Consider the following 20,102-nt stretch of genomic DNA (forward strand, 5'->3'; position numbering starts at 1 on the left):
TAGGATGATATCTAAGATACTAAATATTATCTACATTATTATTTCTGAACTTGAAAAACAATTGGTATTGAGTACGGGATGATAACGGGTTTGTCTCTTTGGTATGCAGGCTCCACGGTTGGTAATAGGTTAATTACTCTTACAGCTTCTTTAGCCAAACCAGGATGTGGTGCTTTTGCTTTGGCTTCTATTACTTGTCCTGTTTTATCTATTTTAAATTGAAGTGTAATTCTCTGTCTTCCTATTAAATTTAAATTTAATGCTAAGTCCGTATTAAAATTTTTACCAATAAACTGATTTACATTGATATTCATGCATTGTTTTCTTGTTTTATTGGTCAGCATTTCTTCACAGCCTGGATAAATAGGTACGCGTTCTATGACACCATCTGCGACGATAGTTGGTTTAAAAATATTGTTATATTCAGGTTTTGAGGAGATGCCTTGTTTAAATTTAATCTTTTCAATTTTCTTCCCTTTTTGATTGTATTTAATCCATGTGCCATCTAGAACACCTTTAGAATAATTCCCTTTCCATTCTAATATGTTGCTTGGTAAATATCTTTTCTCCTCACCACTTACCTTATCTTTAAGGTTAGTGCCTTCAAGTATTAAGTTGCCATTTTCGTCATATTTTTTATAAGAACCATGTCTATAGCCTTCTTTATAAGTGACGAGCCATTCAAGTTTACCGTTTTCGTAGTATTTTTTCCATTCCCCAACTAAATCAAATTCAAAATAATTAGCTTCTATTTCTTTGGCGCCGCTTTCATAATAACTTTTAAAATAGCCCGATTCATCTTGTCTTTTATAATCTAAGTTACCGTTTTTATAATACCCGAATGTAACATAAACACCATCCTCTAATTCCGTCTTATTGCTTATGGTGCCATTGTCGTAGTATGTAATTGATGTATTGTTATATTTGCCGTCATTATAGCTGAATACTTTTGAAACTTGTCCGTTTCTGTAATACATTTTCCACTGACCAATACGTTTATTATTTTTGTATTGCCCTTCTTCTTTAAGTTCTCCGGAATCGTAATAGTCTTGATATGGTCCATCTGGTGTGTCTTGAGCCATTGAAAATTGAAAGCTAAATAAGCAAAGCGTAATTACAATTAGATATTTCATAGTGATAAGGTAGATGTTAAATTTAAATAAAATTCATTACAGAATCATAAAAATCCTTAGGGTTTTCGGCATGTAACCAATGGCCTGCATTTGAAATAGTGATAATTTCAGAATTTGGAAAATGTCTATGAATAATAGCTTCATCAGCTTCGCCAATATACTCTGAACGGTCTCCACGTAAAAACAAAGTGTCTTTTTCAAAGGTGGCATGTATGGGAAGTGCTTCTCCAACTTCTGAAATATTTTCTTTTAAAACCTCGAGGTTTATTCTTAATCCTAGTTGTCCTTTGTTTACCCAATATAAATTTTTGAGTAAAAACATTCTAATTCCGGCTTCATTAATATAATGACTCAACGCTTTGTCTGCTTCCCCTCTAGTTTTTAATTCTGAAAAATCCAAACTACTTAAACCTTCTAAAATAGCATCATGATGCACAGGGTAGTAACGCGGAGAAATATCTGCAACGATAAGTTTTCTTACCAATTCTGGATATTTTGCAGCAAATAACATCGCTGTTTTTCCTCCCATGGAATGACCTAATAAAACAATATCTCTTAAATTATGATCATCACAATAGTGTTTTAAGTCTTCAGCCATGACTTCATAGTCAAATTCTTCCGAATGAAAACTACGACCATGATTTCGTTGGTCTACGAGATGAACTTCAAAATTAGATTCAGAAAATTGTTTGGCTAAGGTTTTCCAATTATCTCCCATACCAAGAAATCCGTGTAAGATGATGAATGGTTTGCCTTCTCCTATAATGTTTGAGTGTAGTTGCATTTAAACTTTTTTTTTTCACGCAGAGGCACAAAGGCGCAAAGCTGTGTGTGGTTATGTGGATGTGATTTCTTTATTAATTATAGAGCTTATTGAATCTGATATTGTAATACATTTTTAAATAAATGTGTTTTTCTTTGCGCCTTTCGCCTATGCGGCTTTGCGTGAAATACCTTTTTAATTCTTATTTAAGCTTTTCTAAATACTTTCCAATCACATTCTCAACTCCCATATATAGGCTTTCAGCAATTAGTGCGTGTCCTATAGATACTTCTAATAAGCCCGTAATATTTTCTTTAAAGAAAGCGATGTTGTCTAAGGATAAATCATGACCGGCATTAATGCCTAATTGTAAAGTATTGGCTAAGCCTGCACATTCCATATAAGGTTTTATGGCATTTTCATTTCCTAAACTATATTGATGAGCAAAGGCTTCTGTATACAATTCTATGCGGTCAGTTCCTGTGGCTTTTGCACCTTCAATTTGATGCAAATCTGGATCTACAAATATGGAAGTTCTAATACCATTAGCTTTAAATTCTTTAATTACTTCAATTAAAAAATCTTTATGTTTTATAGTGTCCCATCCAGCATTAGATGTAATGGCATCAACAGAATCGGGTACTAAAGTCACTTGAGTCGGTTTAATATTTAAAACCATATCTACAAACTTAGGAATGGGATTACCTTCTATATTATACTCCGTATATACTTCAGATTTTAAATCGTAGGCATCTTGGTAGCGAATGTGTCTTTCGTCTGGCCTTGGGTGAATTGTGACTCCTTCCGCTCCAAAACGCTGAACATCTTTTGCAAACTGCACTACATTAGGTGTGTCGCCTCCGCGACTATTTCTTAACGTTGCAATCTTATTTATATTAACACTTAACTTTGTCATTGTAATAGGTTTTGAATCACAAAAATACAAAGTAGGAGGTGTATTTTATGGTTATTTTTGATTAATTTGCAACATATTTAATACAGTTAAATGGAGCTTCAAGACTATATAATAAACGACATAAAACCTATAAGTATAACGGATAAAATTAGTGATTTAAAATTACTGTTTAATCAGTTAACCTATTCTCATATTCCTATTGAAAGGGACGGAGTTTATATGGGTTGTATTTCTGAAACGGATGCACATTGTTTTGATGGCGCAATAACCATAAGCGATTGTAATTATGCTATTGAAGGTTTTTTTGTTAGACTAACTACTAATTGGTTAGATGTTTTAGAAGCATTTGCGCAAAACGATTCTAACATAATGCCGGTTTTGGATCCTAATAATAAATATTTGGGTTATTACGAGTTAAATGATATTATACACCTCTTTAATGAAACCCCTTTCTTTTCTGAGCCAGGAGGTATTTTAATTGTTGAAAAAGGTGTCAATGATTATTCCTTTAGTGAGATTAGTCAGATTGTTGAATCTAATGATTCGAAGCTTTTAGGCGCATTTATTTCTAAAATGGAAGGTGATTTAGCAAGAATCACACTAAAAATAAGTAATACAAGTCTTAATGATATTATTCAATCATTTAGACGCTATAGTTATAATATTGTGTCTGGTCATGAAGATGATTCTTATCTTGAAACTTTAAAGGAGCGTTCACAGTACCTCGATAAATATCTAAACATGTAAAGATGAAACAAGCATGTTTAAGATTTATCAGCATATAGAATGATTAATAGCGAACAACATGTGACCATTGAAAAATAATAAATAGAAACGCATGAAAGTTGCCATTTACGGTCAGAATTACTTAAAAGAAATTACTCAGCAGGCCGTTGAGAAATTAATTGATGTTTTATTAGAGAAGGAGGCCGAAATTTATGTTGAAGAAGATTTTTTAGTCACACAGTTTCAAAATGTAAAAGACAGTCCTCATATTAATACGTTTCATACGTTAGACGATAGTTTTAATTTATTGATCAGTGTTGGAGGTGATGGTACTATTTTAAGAGCCATTACTTATGTTAGAGATTTAAATATTCCTGTTGTGGGAATAAATACAGGGAGATTAGGCTTTTTAGCAACCATTCAAATTGATGATATTCAGTCGGCACTAACCGAGATTTTTAATGGAGAATACAAAATTTCTGAACGTACGTTACTTAGCGTTTCAACAGATCCAGAACATCAGGATGTTGTAAATACACATTTTGCGCTGAATGAAATTGCTATCAGTAGAAAAAACACCACGTCCATGATTACGATTGAAACCCACCTCGATGATGAGTTTTTAACCACGTATTGGGCTGATGGACTTATTTTGTCTACTCCAACAGGTTCTACAGGGTATTCATTAAGTTGCGGTGGACCTGTTATCGCTCCAAACGCAAAAAACTTTGTGTTAACTACCATAGCACCTCATAATTTAAGTGCTAGACCTTTAGTGTTGCCCGATAGCAAAACGGTTACACTTAGAGTTAATGGTAGAGAGGATCAATTTTTAATGTCTTTAGATTCGCGAATAGTGACGCTTTCAAATACAACAACAGTTACTGTAAAGAAAGCTGATTTTGTAATAAAGATGGTAGAGCTTTTAGACGAATCCTTCTTAGCAACCCTTCGTAAAAAATTACTTTGGGGAGAAGATCGTCGTAACTAATGCTTTTTTATACAATAATTACGCTCTAATACTGTTTTCTGTAAGACTATTTGTGTCAAATTATTGCGCACAAATCAGAATTGTTATATTTGCAAACTTTGAAAACTATATGAGATATTTTTTTCTAATTTTTTTATGCGTTTTTATCACCAATAACGTTGATGCTCAAATTTATGAAGTTGGCGTATATGCAGGTGGAAGTAACTTTATTGGAGATGTTGGTGCTACAGATTACATTTCGCCAAATCAATTAGCATTTGGTGTTTTAGCAAAATGGAACAGAAGTGAAAGGCACTCATTTAGAGCTTCGGTAATTTTTTCAGATTTAGAAGGGATCGATGCAAAATCAGATGACCCAAGAAGAAAAGAGCGTGGTTACGAGTTTAATACTAGTATAATTGAGATTTCATTAGGTATGGAATTTACGTTTTTAGAATTCGACCTTCATACTATAGGTACAAAAGGAACACCTTATTTATATTCTGGTATCACACTTACCAATCACGATAATTATTATTATTCAACTATTGGTGAGTATACATCAGAAAACACAAATAGTTGGGCATTCGGTATTCCTATGGTATTAGGCTATAAAACAAACATAACTAACCAGATGGTTTTAGCTGCAGAAATTGGAGCACGTTATACGTTTTCTGATGAATTAGACGGAAGTGTGCCAGATTCTGAAGACAGAGATGCGTTAAGTTTCGGTAATACTAATAATAACGATTGGTATATGTTTACCGGAATTACATTAACTTACACTTTTGGTAGAAGACCTTGCTATTGCAATTTTTAAATGAGTTTAAGAGAACAAATAAATACTAAGAAACTTCCTGCCCATCTTGCAGTTATTATGGATGGCAACGGTCGTTGGGCAAAACAACAAGGCTTGTTGCGAGTTGTCGGTCATGAAAACGGAACCAAATCAGTAAGGCAAACCGTTGAGGCTTGTGCAGAATTGGGTATTAAGAACTTAACGCTTTATGCATTTTCTACTGAAAACTGGAATAGACCAAAATTAGAGGTTCAAACCTTAATGAAACTTTTGGTAAAGTCCTTAAAAAAGGAAATGAAAACATTTGAAGACAACAATATCAAATTGTGTGCTATTGGAAATTTAAACGATTTACCAAAGAAGGCACACAAAGAACTATTAGATGTTATTGAAAAAACAAAAAATAATACAAACATGACATTAACGTTAGCCTTGAGCTACGGTTCTCGTGAAGAAATTGTTAATGTTATTAAAGAATTGTCAGTTAAAGTTAAAAATAATATAATTTCTTCTGAAAGTATTGACGAATCAATTATTAATAAGCATCTTTACACGCACAATTTACCAGATGTAGACTTACTTATACGCACAAGCGGAGAGCAACGTATTAGTAACTTTTTACTATGGCAAATAGCCTATGCTGAACTATATTTTACAGATGTTTTATGGCCGGATTTTACGAAAGAAAATCTATATGAGGCACTCATAAACTATCAAAACAGAGAACGAAGATTTGGAAAAACAAGCGAACAACTTACCTAATACTGCAATATTGAAGTCATATATTAAACTTTTTTGTGTTGCATGCCTCTTTACAATTTCATTAAACAGTTTTGCTCAAGTAGAGGACGGAGAAACCTATTTAATTAAAGAGATTACGGTAACCGGAAACACTAATTTTAGTGCACAAACTATTATTGCCTATTCTAAACTAAGAAAGGACGAAGAGATTCAAGTTGGTGGAGAAAAAATAGCCAATGCAGTAAAGACCTTATGGAAATCCAATTTATTTAGTAGTATTGATATTTATGTGGTTAACATTGATGGAAATACTGCAAATTTAGAGATTAATCTTAGTGATTTACCAGAGCTTAAAGACCTTACAATAGAAGGGGTTAAAAAAGGGAAAAAGGACGAGATTATTAACGAAAACAAGTTAAAGCCAGGTCAGAAAGTAACAGAAAACCTTATTGCTACAACTAAAAATTACCTTACTAATAAGTATAGAAAAAAAGGATTTTTAAACACGGATGTAAGAATTAGTACTTCAGAAGTTATTGACTCTGTGGAGAAGGAGCGTGTAGACATGCGTGTTGTTATAGATAAAGGCGAAAAAGTTAAAATTAAAACGATTAGTTTTGATGGTAATGAAAAAATAACGGACAAAAAGCTTCGTAAGGCTATGAAGAGCACGAAGCAAAAGAAATTTATCAGAATTCTAAAACGCTCTAAATATATTGAAGATGATTTTAGAGAAGATTTAGTGAGTGTTGTAGATTACTATAAAGAGAACGGTTACAGAGATGCCAGAATTATTTCGGATTCTATTACGTATTTAAACGATAAAACGATAAGTCTAAATATAAAGGTTGAAGAAGGTGAAAAATACACCTTTGGGAAGATCACTTTTGTTGGTAATACCGTTTATTCAGACCAACAATTGTCTAACCTACTTGGATTAAAAGAAGGTGATACTTATAATGGTGTAGAGTTACGAGAACGTATTGCAGATGATACAAACCCTGATGCTAACGATATTACCAATGCCTATCAAAATTTTGGTTATATGTTCTCTACGATTAATCCTGTAGAAGTAAGTGCTGAGGGTAACGTCATAGATATGGAAATCCGTATCTCAGAAGGTAAGCCTGCTTACTTTAATAATGTAACGGTTGTAGGTAATGATGTTACTAATGACCATGTTATATATAGAGAGATTAGAACACGTCCAGGAGAATTATACAGAAAATCGGATATTATTAGAACGATTAGAGAATTGGGGCAATTAGGTTATTTTGATGCACAGCAAATAGTGCCGGATATTAAAAATCCTAATCCTGTTGATGGAACATTAGATGTAGAATATTCTTTAGTAGAACAAGGTTCTAGCCAAATACAACTGCAAGGTGGTTATGGTGGTGGTGGTTTTATTGGTACTTTAGGATTATCTTTTAATAACTTTTCTATAAAAGATATTTTTAAGAAGGATGCCTATAAACCTGTACCTAGAGGAGATGGTCAAAGTTTAGCCTTAAGACTTCAAGCAAGCCAATATTTTCAAACCTATAGTTTTTCTTTTAGCGAACCTTGGCTTGGTGGTAAAAAACCATTTCAATTATCATCTTCACTTTCTTACTCAAGACAGTTTTTGTATGATTCTTCAACAGGAAGTGCTAATAAAAAGAAAAGCTTTAATATTACAGGTTTAACGTTGGGTGTGTCAACAAGGTTGGCTGAGCCAGATGATTATTTTTTATTGTCACAAGCTATAAGCTACCAACATTACGATCTTCAAAATTATAACACAGGTCTATTTACCTTTGGTGATGGTACCTCAAATAACTTATCCTATACGATAGGGTTAAGTAGAAGTGATCTTTATAATGATCCAATTTTTCCAACAGGAGGATCTAGTTTTTCCGTTTCTGCTAAGTTTTCATTCCCATATTCATTGGTGAATGGAGTGGATTATACAGCACTAAAAGACGAAAGAGAAGAACAAAATGAGATTATAAGTGATTACTACGCTAATTCTAATCCATCATTACAAGAAACAGCAATTTTCGATGATGCGACGGAAAGAGTATCAGAGATTGATCAAGAGCGTTTTAATTGGTTAGAGTTTTATAAAATTAAATTTAAGGCAGATTGGTACCAATCATTAACTAAAAAATTAGTACTGCGTCCTAGTATGGAATTTGGTTTTCTGGGAGCCTATAATAATGATCGAGGTGTGATTCCTTTTGAACGCTTTTTCTTAGGTGGTGATGGTCTTGCTAATTATTCTTTAGATGGTAGAGAAGTGGTTCAATTAAGAGGGTATCCTAACCAATCCTTATCTTCGGATGATGGTGGGTCTATTTACAGTAAATTTTCATTAGAACTACGTTACCCTATAACATTAGGAGCACAGGCTAAAATTTATGCACTTTCATTTTTAGAAGCAGGTACATCTGTAAATGACTTTAAAGATTTTGATCCATTTAAACTTCAGAGATCAGCTGGTTTTGGACTTAGAATCTTTATGCCAGCCTTTGGTTTACTTGGTATAGATTTTGGTCATGCCTTCGATGAATCTCCATACGGAACAACAGTTAAAAATTGGGAAACACACTTCATAATTGGTCAACAATTTTAAGTTTGGCACGATATTTTCTAATAGCTTAATAAGGATTTCATCATATTGTTAAAATTTTTAAGAATATATTTCGTTAAATTTGAAGCTTAGTAACACTAAAATGATAACACATTGAGTTTTACACCTAAAATGTCTCAAAACATGAAAACAAAAATGATGAAATTTAAAGTTCTTTTTTTATTAACAATAATTGGTCTTGCAACATGTAGTGTAAATGCCCAACGTGGTGTAAGAATAGGTTACATCGATACGGAGTATATTTTAGAGAATGTACCAGAGTATAGAGAGGCTTCTTCTCAGTTAGACAAGAAAGTGCAACAATGGAAGACTGAAATTGAAACGAAGTTAAATGCCGTTGAACAGAAAAAGAAAGAGCTCGATAATGAAAGCGTTCTTTTAACAAAGGAATTATACGACGAGCGTTATGAGGATATCACTTTTGAAGAAGCTGAGGTCTTAGATTATCAACAAAAGCGTTTTGGACCTGAAGGAGATTTAATGATTCAAAAACGTCAATTAATAGAGCCAATTCAAGATCAGATTTTTGCAGCTGTACAAGAAATTGCAGAGACTAAAAGTTACGATTTTGTTTTTGATAAATCAGCAGATGTAGTTATGTTATATTCAGCGGAGCGCTATGATATGAGCGAGCAAGTTTTAAGAACTATAACAAGAACTTCTAAACGATCGCAAGCAAAAAGCAAGAAAGAACGTCAGGAATTAGAAGACGAGGAAGTTGTACCAGAAGTAAGTGCAGATAAAGATGCACGTCAACAAGCATTAGAAGATCGTAAAGCAAGTCGTGAAGAACAATTAGCCGCAAAACGTGCAGAGCGTGAAAAGGCAGCTGAAGATAGAAGACAGGCTCAACAAGATTTACGAGATGCTAAGAAAAAGGAAGCAGAAGAACGTCGTCAAAAAGTGATTGACGAAAGAAATGAAAGATCTGGATCTAATTCTGAAGAATCAAAAACTATTGAATCTAAATCTGTTGAAACTGATAGTACGTCAAAAGCGACAGTAAAAGAGATCTCAATAGTAAAAACGGATAGTATAAAAGTTGAAGGCATTGTTAAAAAGGATTCAATTAATTCTGAAACGCCTAAAACGGCTGCGGAAATAGCAGCAGAACTACGTGCTCAAAAGTTAAAAGATAGAGAAGCACGTCAAAAGGAATTAGAAGCTAGAAAACAGAAAATAATAGATCAACGTAAAAAAGCTCGTGAAGAGCGTGAAAGACAAGTTCAAAGAAACGATTCTATAGCGAAAGCAAAGAAAAACGAAGACAATAATTAACAATTTATAACACGTAATACAATTAAAAACAAATGAAACATTTAAAAACTTTATTATTTGCAGCAGTACTTTTTATCGGAGCTACAAGTTTTACATCTGCCCAAAGCAACGTTGCTCATATTAATAAACAAGAATTAATTAAAGGCATGCCAGCTTATGCTACAGCTCAAGCTGAAATTGAAAAGTTGAGTAAAACGTATCAAGCAACAATTCAAGAGTCACTTAAAGAATTAGACGTTAAACTAAAGCAATACAATTCTGAAGCTGAGACACAGACTGAGCAAACTAATATGGATCGTATGACTGAAGTTGAAGGTATTAAACAAAGTTTAAGTGAGTACCAACAACAAGCACAAAAAGATTTACAAGAGAAAGAATTTAATCTTTTAAAGCCTATTGTAGAAAAAGCAGATAACGCTATTAAAGCAGTGGCTAAAGCTCAAGGAATTCAATATGTTGTAGATTCAGCAATGCTTATTGTAGCAGACGGTAAAGATCTTATGGCAGACGTTAAAAAACAATTAGGAATGTAATAATCCTAATAATAAATAGTTATTCAAAAAGTCGCTTATTGTTAAGCGACTTTTTTATTTTTGTAGTAATGCGTAACAGTCCTATTGGCATATTTGATTCTGGTATTGGAGGTACGTCTATCTTCAAGGAGATTCATGAGTTATTGCCAAACGAAAATTGCATTTATCTTGCAGACAGTAAAAATGCTCCTTACGGTAATAGGTCTGAAGATGAAATTGTCCAATTAAGTATTAAGAATACCGAATTTCTTATAAAACAAGGATGCAAAATTATTGTTGTGGCTTGTAATACAGCAACAACAAATGCCATAGTTTACTTAAGAAAAAACTATGATATCCCGTTTATTGGTATAGAACCTGCTATCAAACCAGCCGCCTTAAATACAAAAACTAAAGTCGTTGGAATTCTAGCTACTAAAGGCACCTTAAGTAGTCAGCTTTTTCATAACACTATAGATTTATATTCTAAAGACATTAAAATTATTGAACAAGTAGGTGAAGGTATTGTGCCTTTAATTGAAACAGGTCAATTAGATTCAGAAGTCATGCAATTGTATTTAAAAACCTATTTAGAGCCTATGCTAAAGCAGGATATAGATTATTTGGTCCTAGGTTGTACACATTATCCTTACCTTATTCCTATGCTAACTAAAATGCTTCCAGAACATGTAAGAATTATTGATTCGGGTAGAGCAGTGGCAAAACAGACACAGGCTGTGTTGACAGCACTAGATGTTCTTAATGATTCAATTGAAAATCCAAATATTCAATTATTTTCAAATGGAGATATTACAGTTTTAAATTCCATTTTAGATTATAAATTTAATGTGTCTTATCTAGATTTTTAGTAAGGTTCTATTTGTAAACCCTACTAATGTAAACATGAAATTACTCTTTGTTTATAATGCCAACTCAGGAAAAATGAATGCCTTGTTTGACGCGGGACATAAATTTATGAGTCCTTCAACCTATAAGTGTTCTTTATGTGCGTTAACATTTGATACGTTTTCTGAAAATCGCATTTGGAAGGATTTTAGAGCAAAAAGTAATATTGATATGGAATTTTATCACAAGGATGAGTTTGAAACAAAATTCCCTAATATTAACATGGTATTTCCTGCTATTTTAAAACACGAAGCACATCAGATGTCAACTGTTTTAAATGCAGATATTTTAAATGAAATTTCAAATGTTGATGATTTAATAGCACGCTTGAAACTTCAATTTTAAAAAGGATACCATTTAGTAGTTATTCCTTAAACCAACTAGAATATTCAACATAGTTGTTTGCAATCCTATCAATTTCGCCAGAGATTAACTCCTGGCTAATATCTTTAACTTTTTTTGCAGGTACTCCAGCATAAATACTGCCCGATTCTACAATCGTATTTTTAGTGACTACAGCACCAGCAGCAACGATGCTATTGCTCTCAATCACGCAATCGTCCATTATAATACTTCCCATGCCTATAAGTACATTGTCTTTTATAGTACAGCCATGAACGAGGGCATTGTGGCCAATAGATACATTATTACCAATGGTTGTAGGTGATTTTAGATACGTAGCATGTATAACGGCTCCATCTTGAATATTCACCTTGTTACCCATTTTTATATAATGTACATCTCCTCGAATTACAGCATTAAACCATACACTACATTGTTTTCCTATGGTAACGTCTCCTACAATAGTTGCATTTTCTGCTATGAAGCAATCTGCTGGAATCTGAGGCTCTTTTCCTCTAACTGATTTAATTATTGGCATAACTTATTTCTTAATGAGTTTAAATCTTATTTGTACTCTAAAGATAAAATGAAAATTCGTATTAATCAGAGTTTATGGCATAAAAAAAGAGCAGCACAAGTGCTACTCTTTAGTATTCTGTTATATAAATAATATCTATATATCTTCAGCGTCTCTTAAACCTTGAATGTATTCAGCTTTCTGAATTTCTCTTCTTCTTTTAACAGAAGGCTTTGCGAAATAACGCTTTTCTCTTAAGTTCTGCATAATTTGCACATTTCTGTGTTTACGCTTGTAACGCTTAAGTGCACGTTCTATATTTTCTCCTTCTTTGATTTCGATTTTAATCATTATATCGATATATTTTTGTTAACTATTTCTTGCAAATGGTCGGCAAATATATGCTAACTATTTGAAAATAAAAAATTATACGTAAGTTTTAAACATTTATTTTTATGAATAAAATTTTCAATACTATTTAGACTGTAAAATCAATACGATAAATCTGAATAATTACTGAAAGCGTCTCGATTCTTAGCTCTAAAAGCTAAGTCGCCTAAACGTCTATTTCTATCCTAAATAAGTCTTTAAAATCTTACTTTTACTTGCGTGTCTTAATCTTCTGATGCCTTTTTCTCTAATTTGTCTTACACGTTCGCGAGTTAAATCGTAAATACTTCCGATTTCTTCAAGCGTCATTGGTGGTTGATCTCCAATTCCGAAGTTTAAACGAATAACATCACTTTCCTTTTGAGTTAGTGTTTCTAAAGCGCGTTCTACTTCTGTGTTTAAAGACTCTTTCATTAATGCTTTATCTGGTCTCGGTGATTCACCAGAACTTACAACGTCATATAAACTAAAAGTTTCCCCATCTTTTAATGGTGCATCCATAGAAAGGTGACGGCCAGAGTTTTTCATAGATTGTTTTACTTCTCGAACGCTAATATCTAATTCGCGAGCAATCTCATCTGCGTTTGGTGGTCTTTGATTTATTTGCTCTAAATGAGAAAAGGCTTTATTAATCTTGTTAATAGTACCAATTTTATTTAGTGGTAAACGAACAATACGCGACTGTTCTGCTAAAGCTTGTAAAATAGCTTGTCTAATCCACCATACGGCGTAAGAAATAAACTTAAAACCTCTTGTTTCATCAAAACGTTTTGCAGCTTTTACTAAACCGGCATTACCTTCATTAATTAAATCTGGTAATTTTAAACCTTGATTTTGATATTGTTTAGCAACCGAAACAACAAATCTTAAATTGGATGTTGTTAGTTTGTCTAATGCTGCTTGATCACCTTTTCTAATTAGCTGTGCTAATTCGACCTCTTCATCTGCAGTAATTAACGGAATCTTACTAATATCCTGTAAATATTTGTCTAACGATTTATCTTCTCTGTTAGTAACCTGCTTGGTGATTTTTAATTGCCTCATGTATCCTTTTAAAATTTAGTGAACCTTCAATGTAACCTAATTATTAACAAAAGCAAATAAAATCGTAATTATTAACAATAATTGGCAAAAAATGATTACTTTTTCAGTTCGTAGGTTAATTATCGGTTGAATCGCTCTCTTTTTTAGTTTCCGTTTTTTTCTTTCCACTTAAGAGTCCTCCTAAAATATTACCGACTCCTTCCTTAACTTTATCTTCAGTTGTTTGTTTCGTAGTTTCTTCTTTTGTGGTAGTTGAATCTGTTGTGGTACTAGTTTTTTCTCCTCCCAACAGTCCACTAAGCAAATCACTGACTTTATCTTTTCCTTGTCCAATTAATTTCTGCTTTTCAATTTCTATCAATTGTTTGGTTAGATTGGAAACACCAGACGTTAAATCAGTTTTAATATTAGGACTAGCAAACGTACCACCAATGTTAGCGGTAATAGGAACCGTTAGATTATTGACTTCGCTATCGTTAATCTTTCCAATCAAACGATTCACTTCGCTTCCTAAGTATTTCGCTGGCACCTGCAAAACGGCATTGTAATTCATGGTATTTGTAAAACTGTGCGAACCAGAAACTTCAATTGGAATGTCATTGTAATTAATTGTAAATGGTTTAACAGAAACATTACCATTTTCAAAACTTAAATTAGTAACAATATCTTTAATGTCTAATTTGTCGAAATCAACGAAATCTAATTTACTGTCTAAGCTTGTTAGTAATGGACTGTTGGCTGTATTAACTTTATCTGTTAATATTTTTGCGATCGCACTACCAGAAATAGTACTTAAATCTGGTGAAAAACTTTCGTCTAAGAATCCGCTGATATCAATTGTAGAGTTTAACTTCCCTTGCAACACTTTGGCAATTGGTGCTAAAGCTTTCAACATGTCTAAATCTTGAAAAGATTGTGAAATATCGAAGTTTTGCATTGCTAATTTCATATCAAATGTTGGTTTGGCTGATTTAGTAGATACATTTCCAGAAATGCCTAATTGACCATTAAATATATCTGTGGTCATATTTTGAAGGCTTGCATTTTGGTCTTTTATAATAAGTTGCCCTTTTACATTCTTTAAATTAAGGTTATCATAAATTACTGTTTTTGCATTGGCTGTTATTGTACAATCTAAAAAAGCGGGAATTTTAAGCGCTTCTACTTCTGTAGTTGTTTTACCTGAGTCCTCATTAGATGATTCTGTGGTTGTGGCATCCTCAGACATAAAATCTGAAAGGGCAAAAGTGTTTGAATTCAAATTGAAATTACCTTGTAGATTTTTATCACTTAACATAAAGCCAAGTAAGTTATTTATGGTTCCTGTAGCCGTAAAATCACTCTTGCCTGTTTGAGCATCAAAACTATTAAGGCTTACTGTTCCTGGTTTAAATGTTAAATCGGCTTTATTAATTTGAAGTGGATTTAATAGGTCTTCAGAAGAAAATACAAAGTCTGTTAACGAAACACTTCCAACGTTTTTAATACGTTGATATGCATTAGTTTCAATAGCATCCATATCAAAAGAAGTGCTGACATTAGCTCTTAAAATTCCACTAAGTTCATTATCTAACTCAACAGGATATGCTTTAGTAATATTGGCTAAATTTAAAACACCATCTAATTTGGCAGCCACCAACATGTTTTTAGTTAGATTTTTAATTGATGCTTCAGATTTAAAAACATCTTCATCTATTTGAAAGTTTAGTTTATTGATGTTTACAAACGTGTCATCTACATTACCTGTTGTGTTTTTTACTGAAACATCTATACCTATATTTTTTACGCTTTTTGGAAGCTGAGGAAATTTGAAAGAGGCATTTTCTGAGAGTAAATTAATATCTAAGGTCGGAATCGTTTCTTCAGAAACTAACCCTTTTACTATTCCAGAAAATGTAAAGTTCCCTGTTGTGCTAACATCTGCAATGTCTTTAGCATAAGCCTCTGGAATAATTGCTAAGAAATCTTTGAAGGTTGCTCCAGGATTTTTAAACGTAATATCTATTTGTTGTCCAGCTTCCACCAATTGTACAAAACCATCAAATTCTAACGGTAAAGCATTGATGTAAGCCTTGTTTTCTTTAAATGTGAATTTCTGTTGTTCTAAATCTAAATCTATAAGCGCATCCAATTTAATATGATTGTTGCTTAAATATTCAGTACTGTCCATTGCAAAAGTGACATTGGCTTCTGTGTTAGTGTCTAATTCTGATTTTCCACCAGAGAAAATGCCAGTACCTCTATGATTAATTTCGGTAAGATAAAATGCCATGTTAGACGTGTCGTCTATATATGTAAATGCACTATTGTTAAGCTCGTAGTTGTCAATATCAAAACTAAAACCCGATGATGTTTCGGTTTCTGTAGGTGTCTCAATTGTCGTTGTGCTTTCCTTTACTATATCATAATTTGTAGTGCCAGTTTTGTTGGTTTTTATAACCAAAAGCAATTCATTGGCAATAATTTCATTGATTTCTAAAGGAGAATCGGTGCCTTTTAATAATTGCATCATTCCCATTTCAAAAGAGAGTGATTTTGCAGTGGCTAAAGTTTCGCCTGCAAAAGGAGCACGATTGGTGATTTTTAAATTCTCTACGCTAACTTCAGCTTTAGGGAAACTGCTAATAAGACTTAGGCTGATATCGTCAAAGGATAATTCAGCATTTAAGTTCTCATCGGCATAGTTTTGAACAATAGTATCAATTTTAGATTCTAAAAAAAAGGGAATTGCAATAAGAATCGCAATAAAAAAGAGTAAAATGATTCCAACAATTTTGAGGACTTTTTTCATAATTCGTATTTGTGGTTGTTAAATAGCTTCTTTATTATATACGCAAAATTCCGCATAATAGTTGCGAATATCGGTAAGTTTAAGAAGATTTTAATGTTTTGTTTAGTCGTTATAGTAAATTTATTTCCTCATTTAGTTTTAGTTTGAAACGCTTGCGGAATAAATAGACACCAAGGTATAGAAAAGGAGTGTCTAAAACAGCGACTAAAACTTTGAAAATAAAACCGCTAATGAGTAAGCCTGCAAAATTCTCCCATTTTATAATACCGAATGAACACAGTAACGATACTATGGTTAAGGTATCTATAAATTGTGAAAACCAAGTTGAAAAGTTATTACGTAACCAAAGATGTTTGCCTTTGGTTACTCGTTTCCAGAAATGATAAATTTGGATATCTACAAATTGGGCAAATAAGTACGTAACCATACTCGCAAAAACGGCAAGCGACGTATTTCCAAAAACTTGATTAAAGATGTTGTTATCTACGTAAGACCATGTTGTAGCAGGTACATTTGAAGCCGTATAAATAATTAAAAGAGAAAATAGTGAAGCAAAAATCCCAACAATCACAATGTCATTTGCGCGCTTTTTACCATAGATCTCACTAATTAAATCTGTAATAAGAAATGTAATCGGGTATGGTAAAATGCCAACAGAGATTTCGAATAATTTTGACCCAAATATTTCAATATCAAAAGGATGCCAATAGAAGAATTTTTGAAATATTAAATTAGAAACTACAAGTGAGGTTATAAAAAGTCCACCAAGTAATAGGTAAATGCGTTGTGCTAAAAGCTTGTCTTTTAATGACATTAAAAATGGTTAATAAATAGTTTCGGTAAAGCTAAAGTAATAAAATTTGTTTTAGTTATTTTGTTGCTTCGATGAAGCCAACTAAAATCATTCACATAGCATTAGGGAGTAACAAAGGCAACAAATTGCAATATTTGCAATCTGCTATTGATACTATTTTTGAACGTATTGGTTCAATTAAAAAGATTTCTAAAGTCTACAAAACACCTGCTTTTGGTTTTGAAGGTGACGATTTTTATAATGCATGTATCGCTGTTCAAACAGAGTTGAAACCTAAAAGGATCCTTAAGTTGCTTCAGGATATTGAAATAGAATTAGGGAGGAAATCTAAAACAAGCCAAGGCTATGAGTCTCGCGAAATTGATTTAGATATTCTATTTTTTGAAGATGAAATTGTTGAGGAAAAAAACTTAATAATTCCACATCCCGAAATTCATAACCGAAAATTTGTATTACAACCTTTGGTTGATATTGCGAAATCTGTTGAACATCCTATTTTAATGAAGTCTATTGAAACTTTGTTAATGGATTGTAAGGACGATTCTGAAATAGAACCTGTAAATATTTGGTTGAAAAATCCGAAAAAATCCTACACATTTAATAATTTTAATTACATCGCTATTGAAGGTAATATTGGCGCAGGAAAAACAAGTTTGGCTAATAAAATAGCTAGAGATTTTAATGCGAAGTTAATATTAGAACGTTTTGCTGATAATGCCTTTTTACCAAAATTCTATAAAGAACCAGAACGTTACGCCTTTACTTTAGAAATGTCATTTTTAGCAGACCGTTATCAACAAATTTCAGACGATTTATCGCAATTGGATTTGTTTAAAGATTTTATGGTAAGCGATTACGATGTTTATAAGTCGTTAATCTTCTCTAAGATTACTTTACCTGAAGATGAGTTTAGATTGTATAGAAAATTATTCTACCAAGTCTATAAAGATATTGCTAAGCCAGAATTATACATCTACTTATACCAAAACACAGAGCGTTTACAGGCTAATATTAAAAAACGAGGTCGTAACTACGAAAAGAATATAAAAGACGATTATCTCGAAAAAATAAACGCTGGTTATCTCGATTTTCTAAAAAGTCAGCAAGAGATGAATGTGAAGATTATTGATATTTCTGATAAAGATTTTGTGAAGTCTCGTGAGGACTATTTGTGGTTGTTAGCTGAGATTAATGAAGCTTCAGTAAGCATAAAGCATTAAGTTTTGTTATTCTGAAATCGTTTCAGAATCTATTCTTAATGCGAATTTTTATAAAGTATAAATAGTTGTTACGATTATACCTTTATCGTCTTCTAGAATAGTTTCGTTCAAAAATTTCTGATCTTCAATTTTAAAATTAAAAGGTGCTTTCAGTAAATCAACACCACTATTTTTTTTGATTCTGATGCCTTGGCCAGATATAATATCTTTATTAGGTGTAAAGTTTCCTGTAAGAATATGTTCCGTAAGAATTACATATTTATAATTCGAGAGCTTTTTAATAATAGTCTCAATTTCAGCATTAGATAAATGTTGTAATACCTGTCTTAGAATAATACAATCTGCTTTTGGCAAATCATCTTCTACGATATCTAAGCAATGAAACTCTAAATTGTCTTCTTTAAATAAGGCTTTGTTTCTTGTAATGAGATTTTCAACTATATCAACAGCTATATATTTTTCAGTGTATTTGAGGAGTTGTTTTCCTATATTAAAATCGCCACAGCCTAAATCACAAACATTTAATTTTTTATTATGAGATTTTAAAAATGTAATGACACTATTAATATAGGGTTCAATAATTTTTAAATCGTGAGAACCAGAACCCGAATAAAAATCAAAATCTTGTCCACCCCAAAGATGTAGGTCATAAATTTGATGCATGGCATCTTTTGTTGGCCAAGGTTGTTTTGTTTTTTTCGTCATTTTTTATCATTCCTGCGAAGGCAGGAATCTATTTACTTTATATGATATGGATTCCTGCTTGCTCAGGAATGACAGTTTTAGGTGAAAATCTTCCTTTTAGATAGATTTAAATGGGCTTTTACTTTTGCATCTTACTAAACACATCCCAAATCACAACACCACAACTCACAGAGATATTTAAAGAGTGTTTAGTTCCGTATTGCGGAATTTCAATCACAATATCACTGGCATCAACTACATTTTGAGCAACACCTTTTACTTCGTTACCAAATACAAAGGCATATTTTTGGTTAGGTTGAGGTTTGAAATTGTTGAGCATCGTTGCATTTTCGGCTTGTTCAATAGAGCAGATTTTTACACGTTCTGCTTTAAGTTTACGAATAACATCTAATGTGTTATCTGCATATTCCCAATTTACAGTTTCAGTACTTCCTAAGGCTGTTTTTCTAATGTCGTTATGAGGTGGTTGAGCTGTGATTCCGCAGAGATATATTTTTTCAATTAAAAACGCATCACTGGTTCTAAAAACAGATCCGATGTTATTTAAGCTTCTAATATTATCTAGAATTATAATAATAGGAGTCTTTTGAGCATTTTTAAATTCTGAAACTTCTAATCTATTTAATTCTTCGTTTTTTAGTTTTCTTTTCAACTGTACTTAATTTTTTTAATTAAATTTTGAAACACCCATAAAGTCCCCTCAAGGGGACAGTCTCACTGTTGCGGTTAAAAAAATCTGAAAGATATTTTTAACAATTGTCCCCTTGAGGGGACTTTAGGGTTGTTTTTTTATTCTACGAGACCAATAAAGTTTTTAAAACCAGCTAGGTCAGTTGGCACGCCGTTATCAACATCTGTAAATAACTTCTAGTTCTTCTGCTTCAATAAACCTCAAAATAT

The 20,102-nt window shown here is 32.5% G+C and carries 20 protein-coding genes; 10 read left to right on the forward strand and 10 right to left on the reverse strand.

The genetic code is table 11. From position 1 onward, the window contains the following. Nucleotides 1-38: 38 nt before the first annotated feature. The 3 genes from HM992_RS05925 to HM992_RS05935 form a co-directional block, all read right to left on the reverse strand. Nucleotides 39-1,133: an energy transducer TonB gene (locus HM992_RS05925; protein ID WP_179319044.1), complete on the reverse strand. Its 1,095-nt coding sequence runs from the start codon at nt 1,131-1,133 to the stop codon at nt 39-41. A 22-nt stretch (nt 1,134-1,155) separates the two neighbouring features. Beyond that, the gene (locus HM992_RS05930; RefSeq protein WP_179319045.1) at nt 1,156-1,917 is read right to left on the reverse strand and encodes an alpha/beta fold hydrolase; all 762 of its coding nucleotides are present in this window, start codon (nt 1,915-1,917) and stop codon (nt 1,156-1,158) included. 181 nt (nt 1,918-2,098) lie between these two features. Beyond that, entirely contained in the window at nt 2,099-2,812 is a 714-nt protein-coding gene (locus HM992_RS05935) for a pyridoxine 5'-phosphate synthase (protein WP_178985930.1), read from the reverse strand. 90 nt (nt 2,813-2,902) lie between these two features. Here HM992_RS05935 and HM992_RS05940 point away from each other — a divergent pair, with 90 nt between their 5' ends. From HM992_RS05940 to HM992_RS05980, 9 genes are all read left to right on the forward strand, one after another. Next, nucleotides 2,903-3,559 (forward strand): CBS domain-containing protein, encoded by a 657-nt coding sequence (locus HM992_RS05940; protein ID WP_178985929.1) that lies wholly within the window; start codon nt 2,903-2,905, stop codon nt 3,557-3,559. A 91-nt stretch (nt 3,560-3,650) separates the two neighbouring features. Beyond that, complete coding sequence (locus tag HM992_RS05945; protein ID WP_178985928.1) at nt 3,651-4,529, forward strand: NAD kinase; 879 nt, start codon at nt 3,651-3,653, stop codon at nt 4,527-4,529. Nucleotides 4,530-4,638: 109 nt separating this feature from the next. Further along, nucleotides 4,639-5,328, forward strand: coding sequence for a type IX secretion system protein PorG (gene porG, locus HM992_RS05950; protein WP_178985927.1), 690 nt, complete (start codon nt 4,639-4,641; stop codon nt 5,326-5,328). Continuing rightward, on the forward strand, nt 5,329-6,069 hold the full coding sequence (locus HM992_RS05955) for an isoprenyl transferase (protein ID WP_178985926.1): 741 nt from the start codon (nt 5,329-5,331) through the stop codon (nt 6,067-6,069). Then, complete coding sequence (bamA, locus tag HM992_RS05960; protein WP_179319046.1) at nt 6,041-8,665, forward strand: outer membrane protein assembly factor BamA; 2,625 nt, start codon at nt 6,041-6,043, stop codon at nt 8,663-8,665. Before HM992_RS05955 ends, bamA begins: the two co-directional genes overlap by 29 nt. Nucleotides 8,666-8,806: 141 nt before the next feature. Beyond that, complete coding sequence (locus HM992_RS05965; protein WP_229720455.1) at nt 8,807-9,961, forward strand: OmpH family outer membrane protein; 1,155 nt, start codon at nt 8,807-8,809, stop codon at nt 9,959-9,961. Between the two features lie 32 nt (nt 9,962-9,993). Next, nucleotides 9,994-10,494 (forward strand): OmpH family outer membrane protein, encoded by a 501-nt coding sequence (locus tag HM992_RS05970; protein ID WP_178985924.1) that lies wholly within the window; start codon nt 9,994-9,996, stop codon nt 10,492-10,494. A 68-nt stretch (nt 10,495-10,562) separates the two neighbouring features. Beyond that, nucleotides 10,563-11,342, forward strand: a complete 780-nt coding sequence (murI, locus tag HM992_RS05975; RefSeq protein WP_178985923.1) for a glutamate racemase — start codon at nt 10,563-10,565, stop codon at nt 11,340-11,342. Between the two features lie 34 nt (nt 11,343-11,376). Next, nucleotides 11,377-11,724, forward strand: coding sequence for a GTPase (locus HM992_RS05980; RefSeq protein ID WP_179319047.1), 348 nt, complete (start codon nt 11,377-11,379; stop codon nt 11,722-11,724). Nucleotides 11,725-11,743: 19 nt separating this feature from the next. Here HM992_RS05980 and HM992_RS05985 read toward each other — a convergent pair whose 3' ends face one another. The 5 genes from HM992_RS05985 to HM992_RS06005 form a co-directional block, all read right to left on the reverse strand. Further along, nucleotides 11,744-12,259, reverse strand: a complete 516-nt coding sequence (locus HM992_RS05985; RefSeq protein WP_178985921.1) for a gamma carbonic anhydrase family protein — start codon at nt 12,257-12,259, stop codon at nt 11,744-11,746. Between the two features lie 135 nt (nt 12,260-12,394). Continuing rightward, on the reverse strand, nt 12,395-12,589 hold the full coding sequence (rpsU, locus tag HM992_RS05990; RefSeq protein WP_092471038.1) for a 30S ribosomal protein S21: 195 nt from the start codon (nt 12,587-12,589) through the stop codon (nt 12,395-12,397). Between the two features lie 219 nt (nt 12,590-12,808). After that, on the reverse strand, nt 12,809-13,672 hold the full coding sequence (locus HM992_RS05995) for a sigma-70 family RNA polymerase sigma factor (RefSeq protein ID WP_178985920.1): 864 nt from the start codon (nt 13,670-13,672) through the stop codon (nt 12,809-12,811). Between the two features lie 115 nt (nt 13,673-13,787). Next, on the reverse strand, nt 13,788-16,463 hold the full coding sequence (locus HM992_RS06000) for an AsmA-like C-terminal region-containing protein (RefSeq protein ID WP_179319048.1): 2,676 nt from the start codon (nt 16,461-16,463) through the stop codon (nt 13,788-13,790). 109 nt (nt 16,464-16,572) lie between these two features. Further along, nucleotides 16,573-17,277, reverse strand: a complete 705-nt coding sequence (locus HM992_RS06005; protein WP_178985918.1) for a queuosine precursor transporter — start codon at nt 17,275-17,277, stop codon at nt 16,573-16,575. 71 nt (nt 17,278-17,348) lie between these two features. On the opposite strand from HM992_RS06005, the gene folK reads away from it, so the two are divergent. Further along, nucleotides 17,349-18,497 (forward strand): 2-amino-4-hydroxy-6-hydroxymethyldihydropteridine diphosphokinase, encoded by a 1,149-nt coding sequence (gene folK, locus HM992_RS06010; RefSeq protein WP_179319049.1) that lies wholly within the window; start codon nt 17,349-17,351, stop codon nt 18,495-18,497. Nucleotides 18,498-18,545: 48 nt separating this feature from the next. On the opposite strand, the gene HM992_RS06015 is transcribed toward folK, so the two are convergent. Together HM992_RS06015 and HM992_RS06020 are read right to left on the reverse strand one after the other, a co-directional pair. Next, the gene (locus HM992_RS06015) at nt 18,546-19,202 is read right to left on the reverse strand and encodes a class I SAM-dependent methyltransferase (protein WP_179319050.1); all 657 of its coding nucleotides are present in this window, start codon (nt 19,200-19,202) and stop codon (nt 18,546-18,548) included. Nucleotides 19,203-19,320: 118 nt separating this feature from the next. Further along, the gene (locus tag HM992_RS06020; RefSeq protein WP_179319051.1) at nt 19,321-19,854 is read right to left on the reverse strand and encodes an RNA methyltransferase; all 534 of its coding nucleotides are present in this window, start codon (nt 19,852-19,854) and stop codon (nt 19,321-19,323) included. Between the last annotated feature and the right edge of the window lie 248 nt (nt 19,855-20,102).

Source organism: Winogradskyella helgolandensis, from assembly GCF_013404085.1.
In the GTDB taxonomy this organism is placed as follows: Bacteria; Bacteroidota; Bacteroidia; order Flavobacteriales; family Flavobacteriaceae; genus Winogradskyella; species Winogradskyella helgolandensis.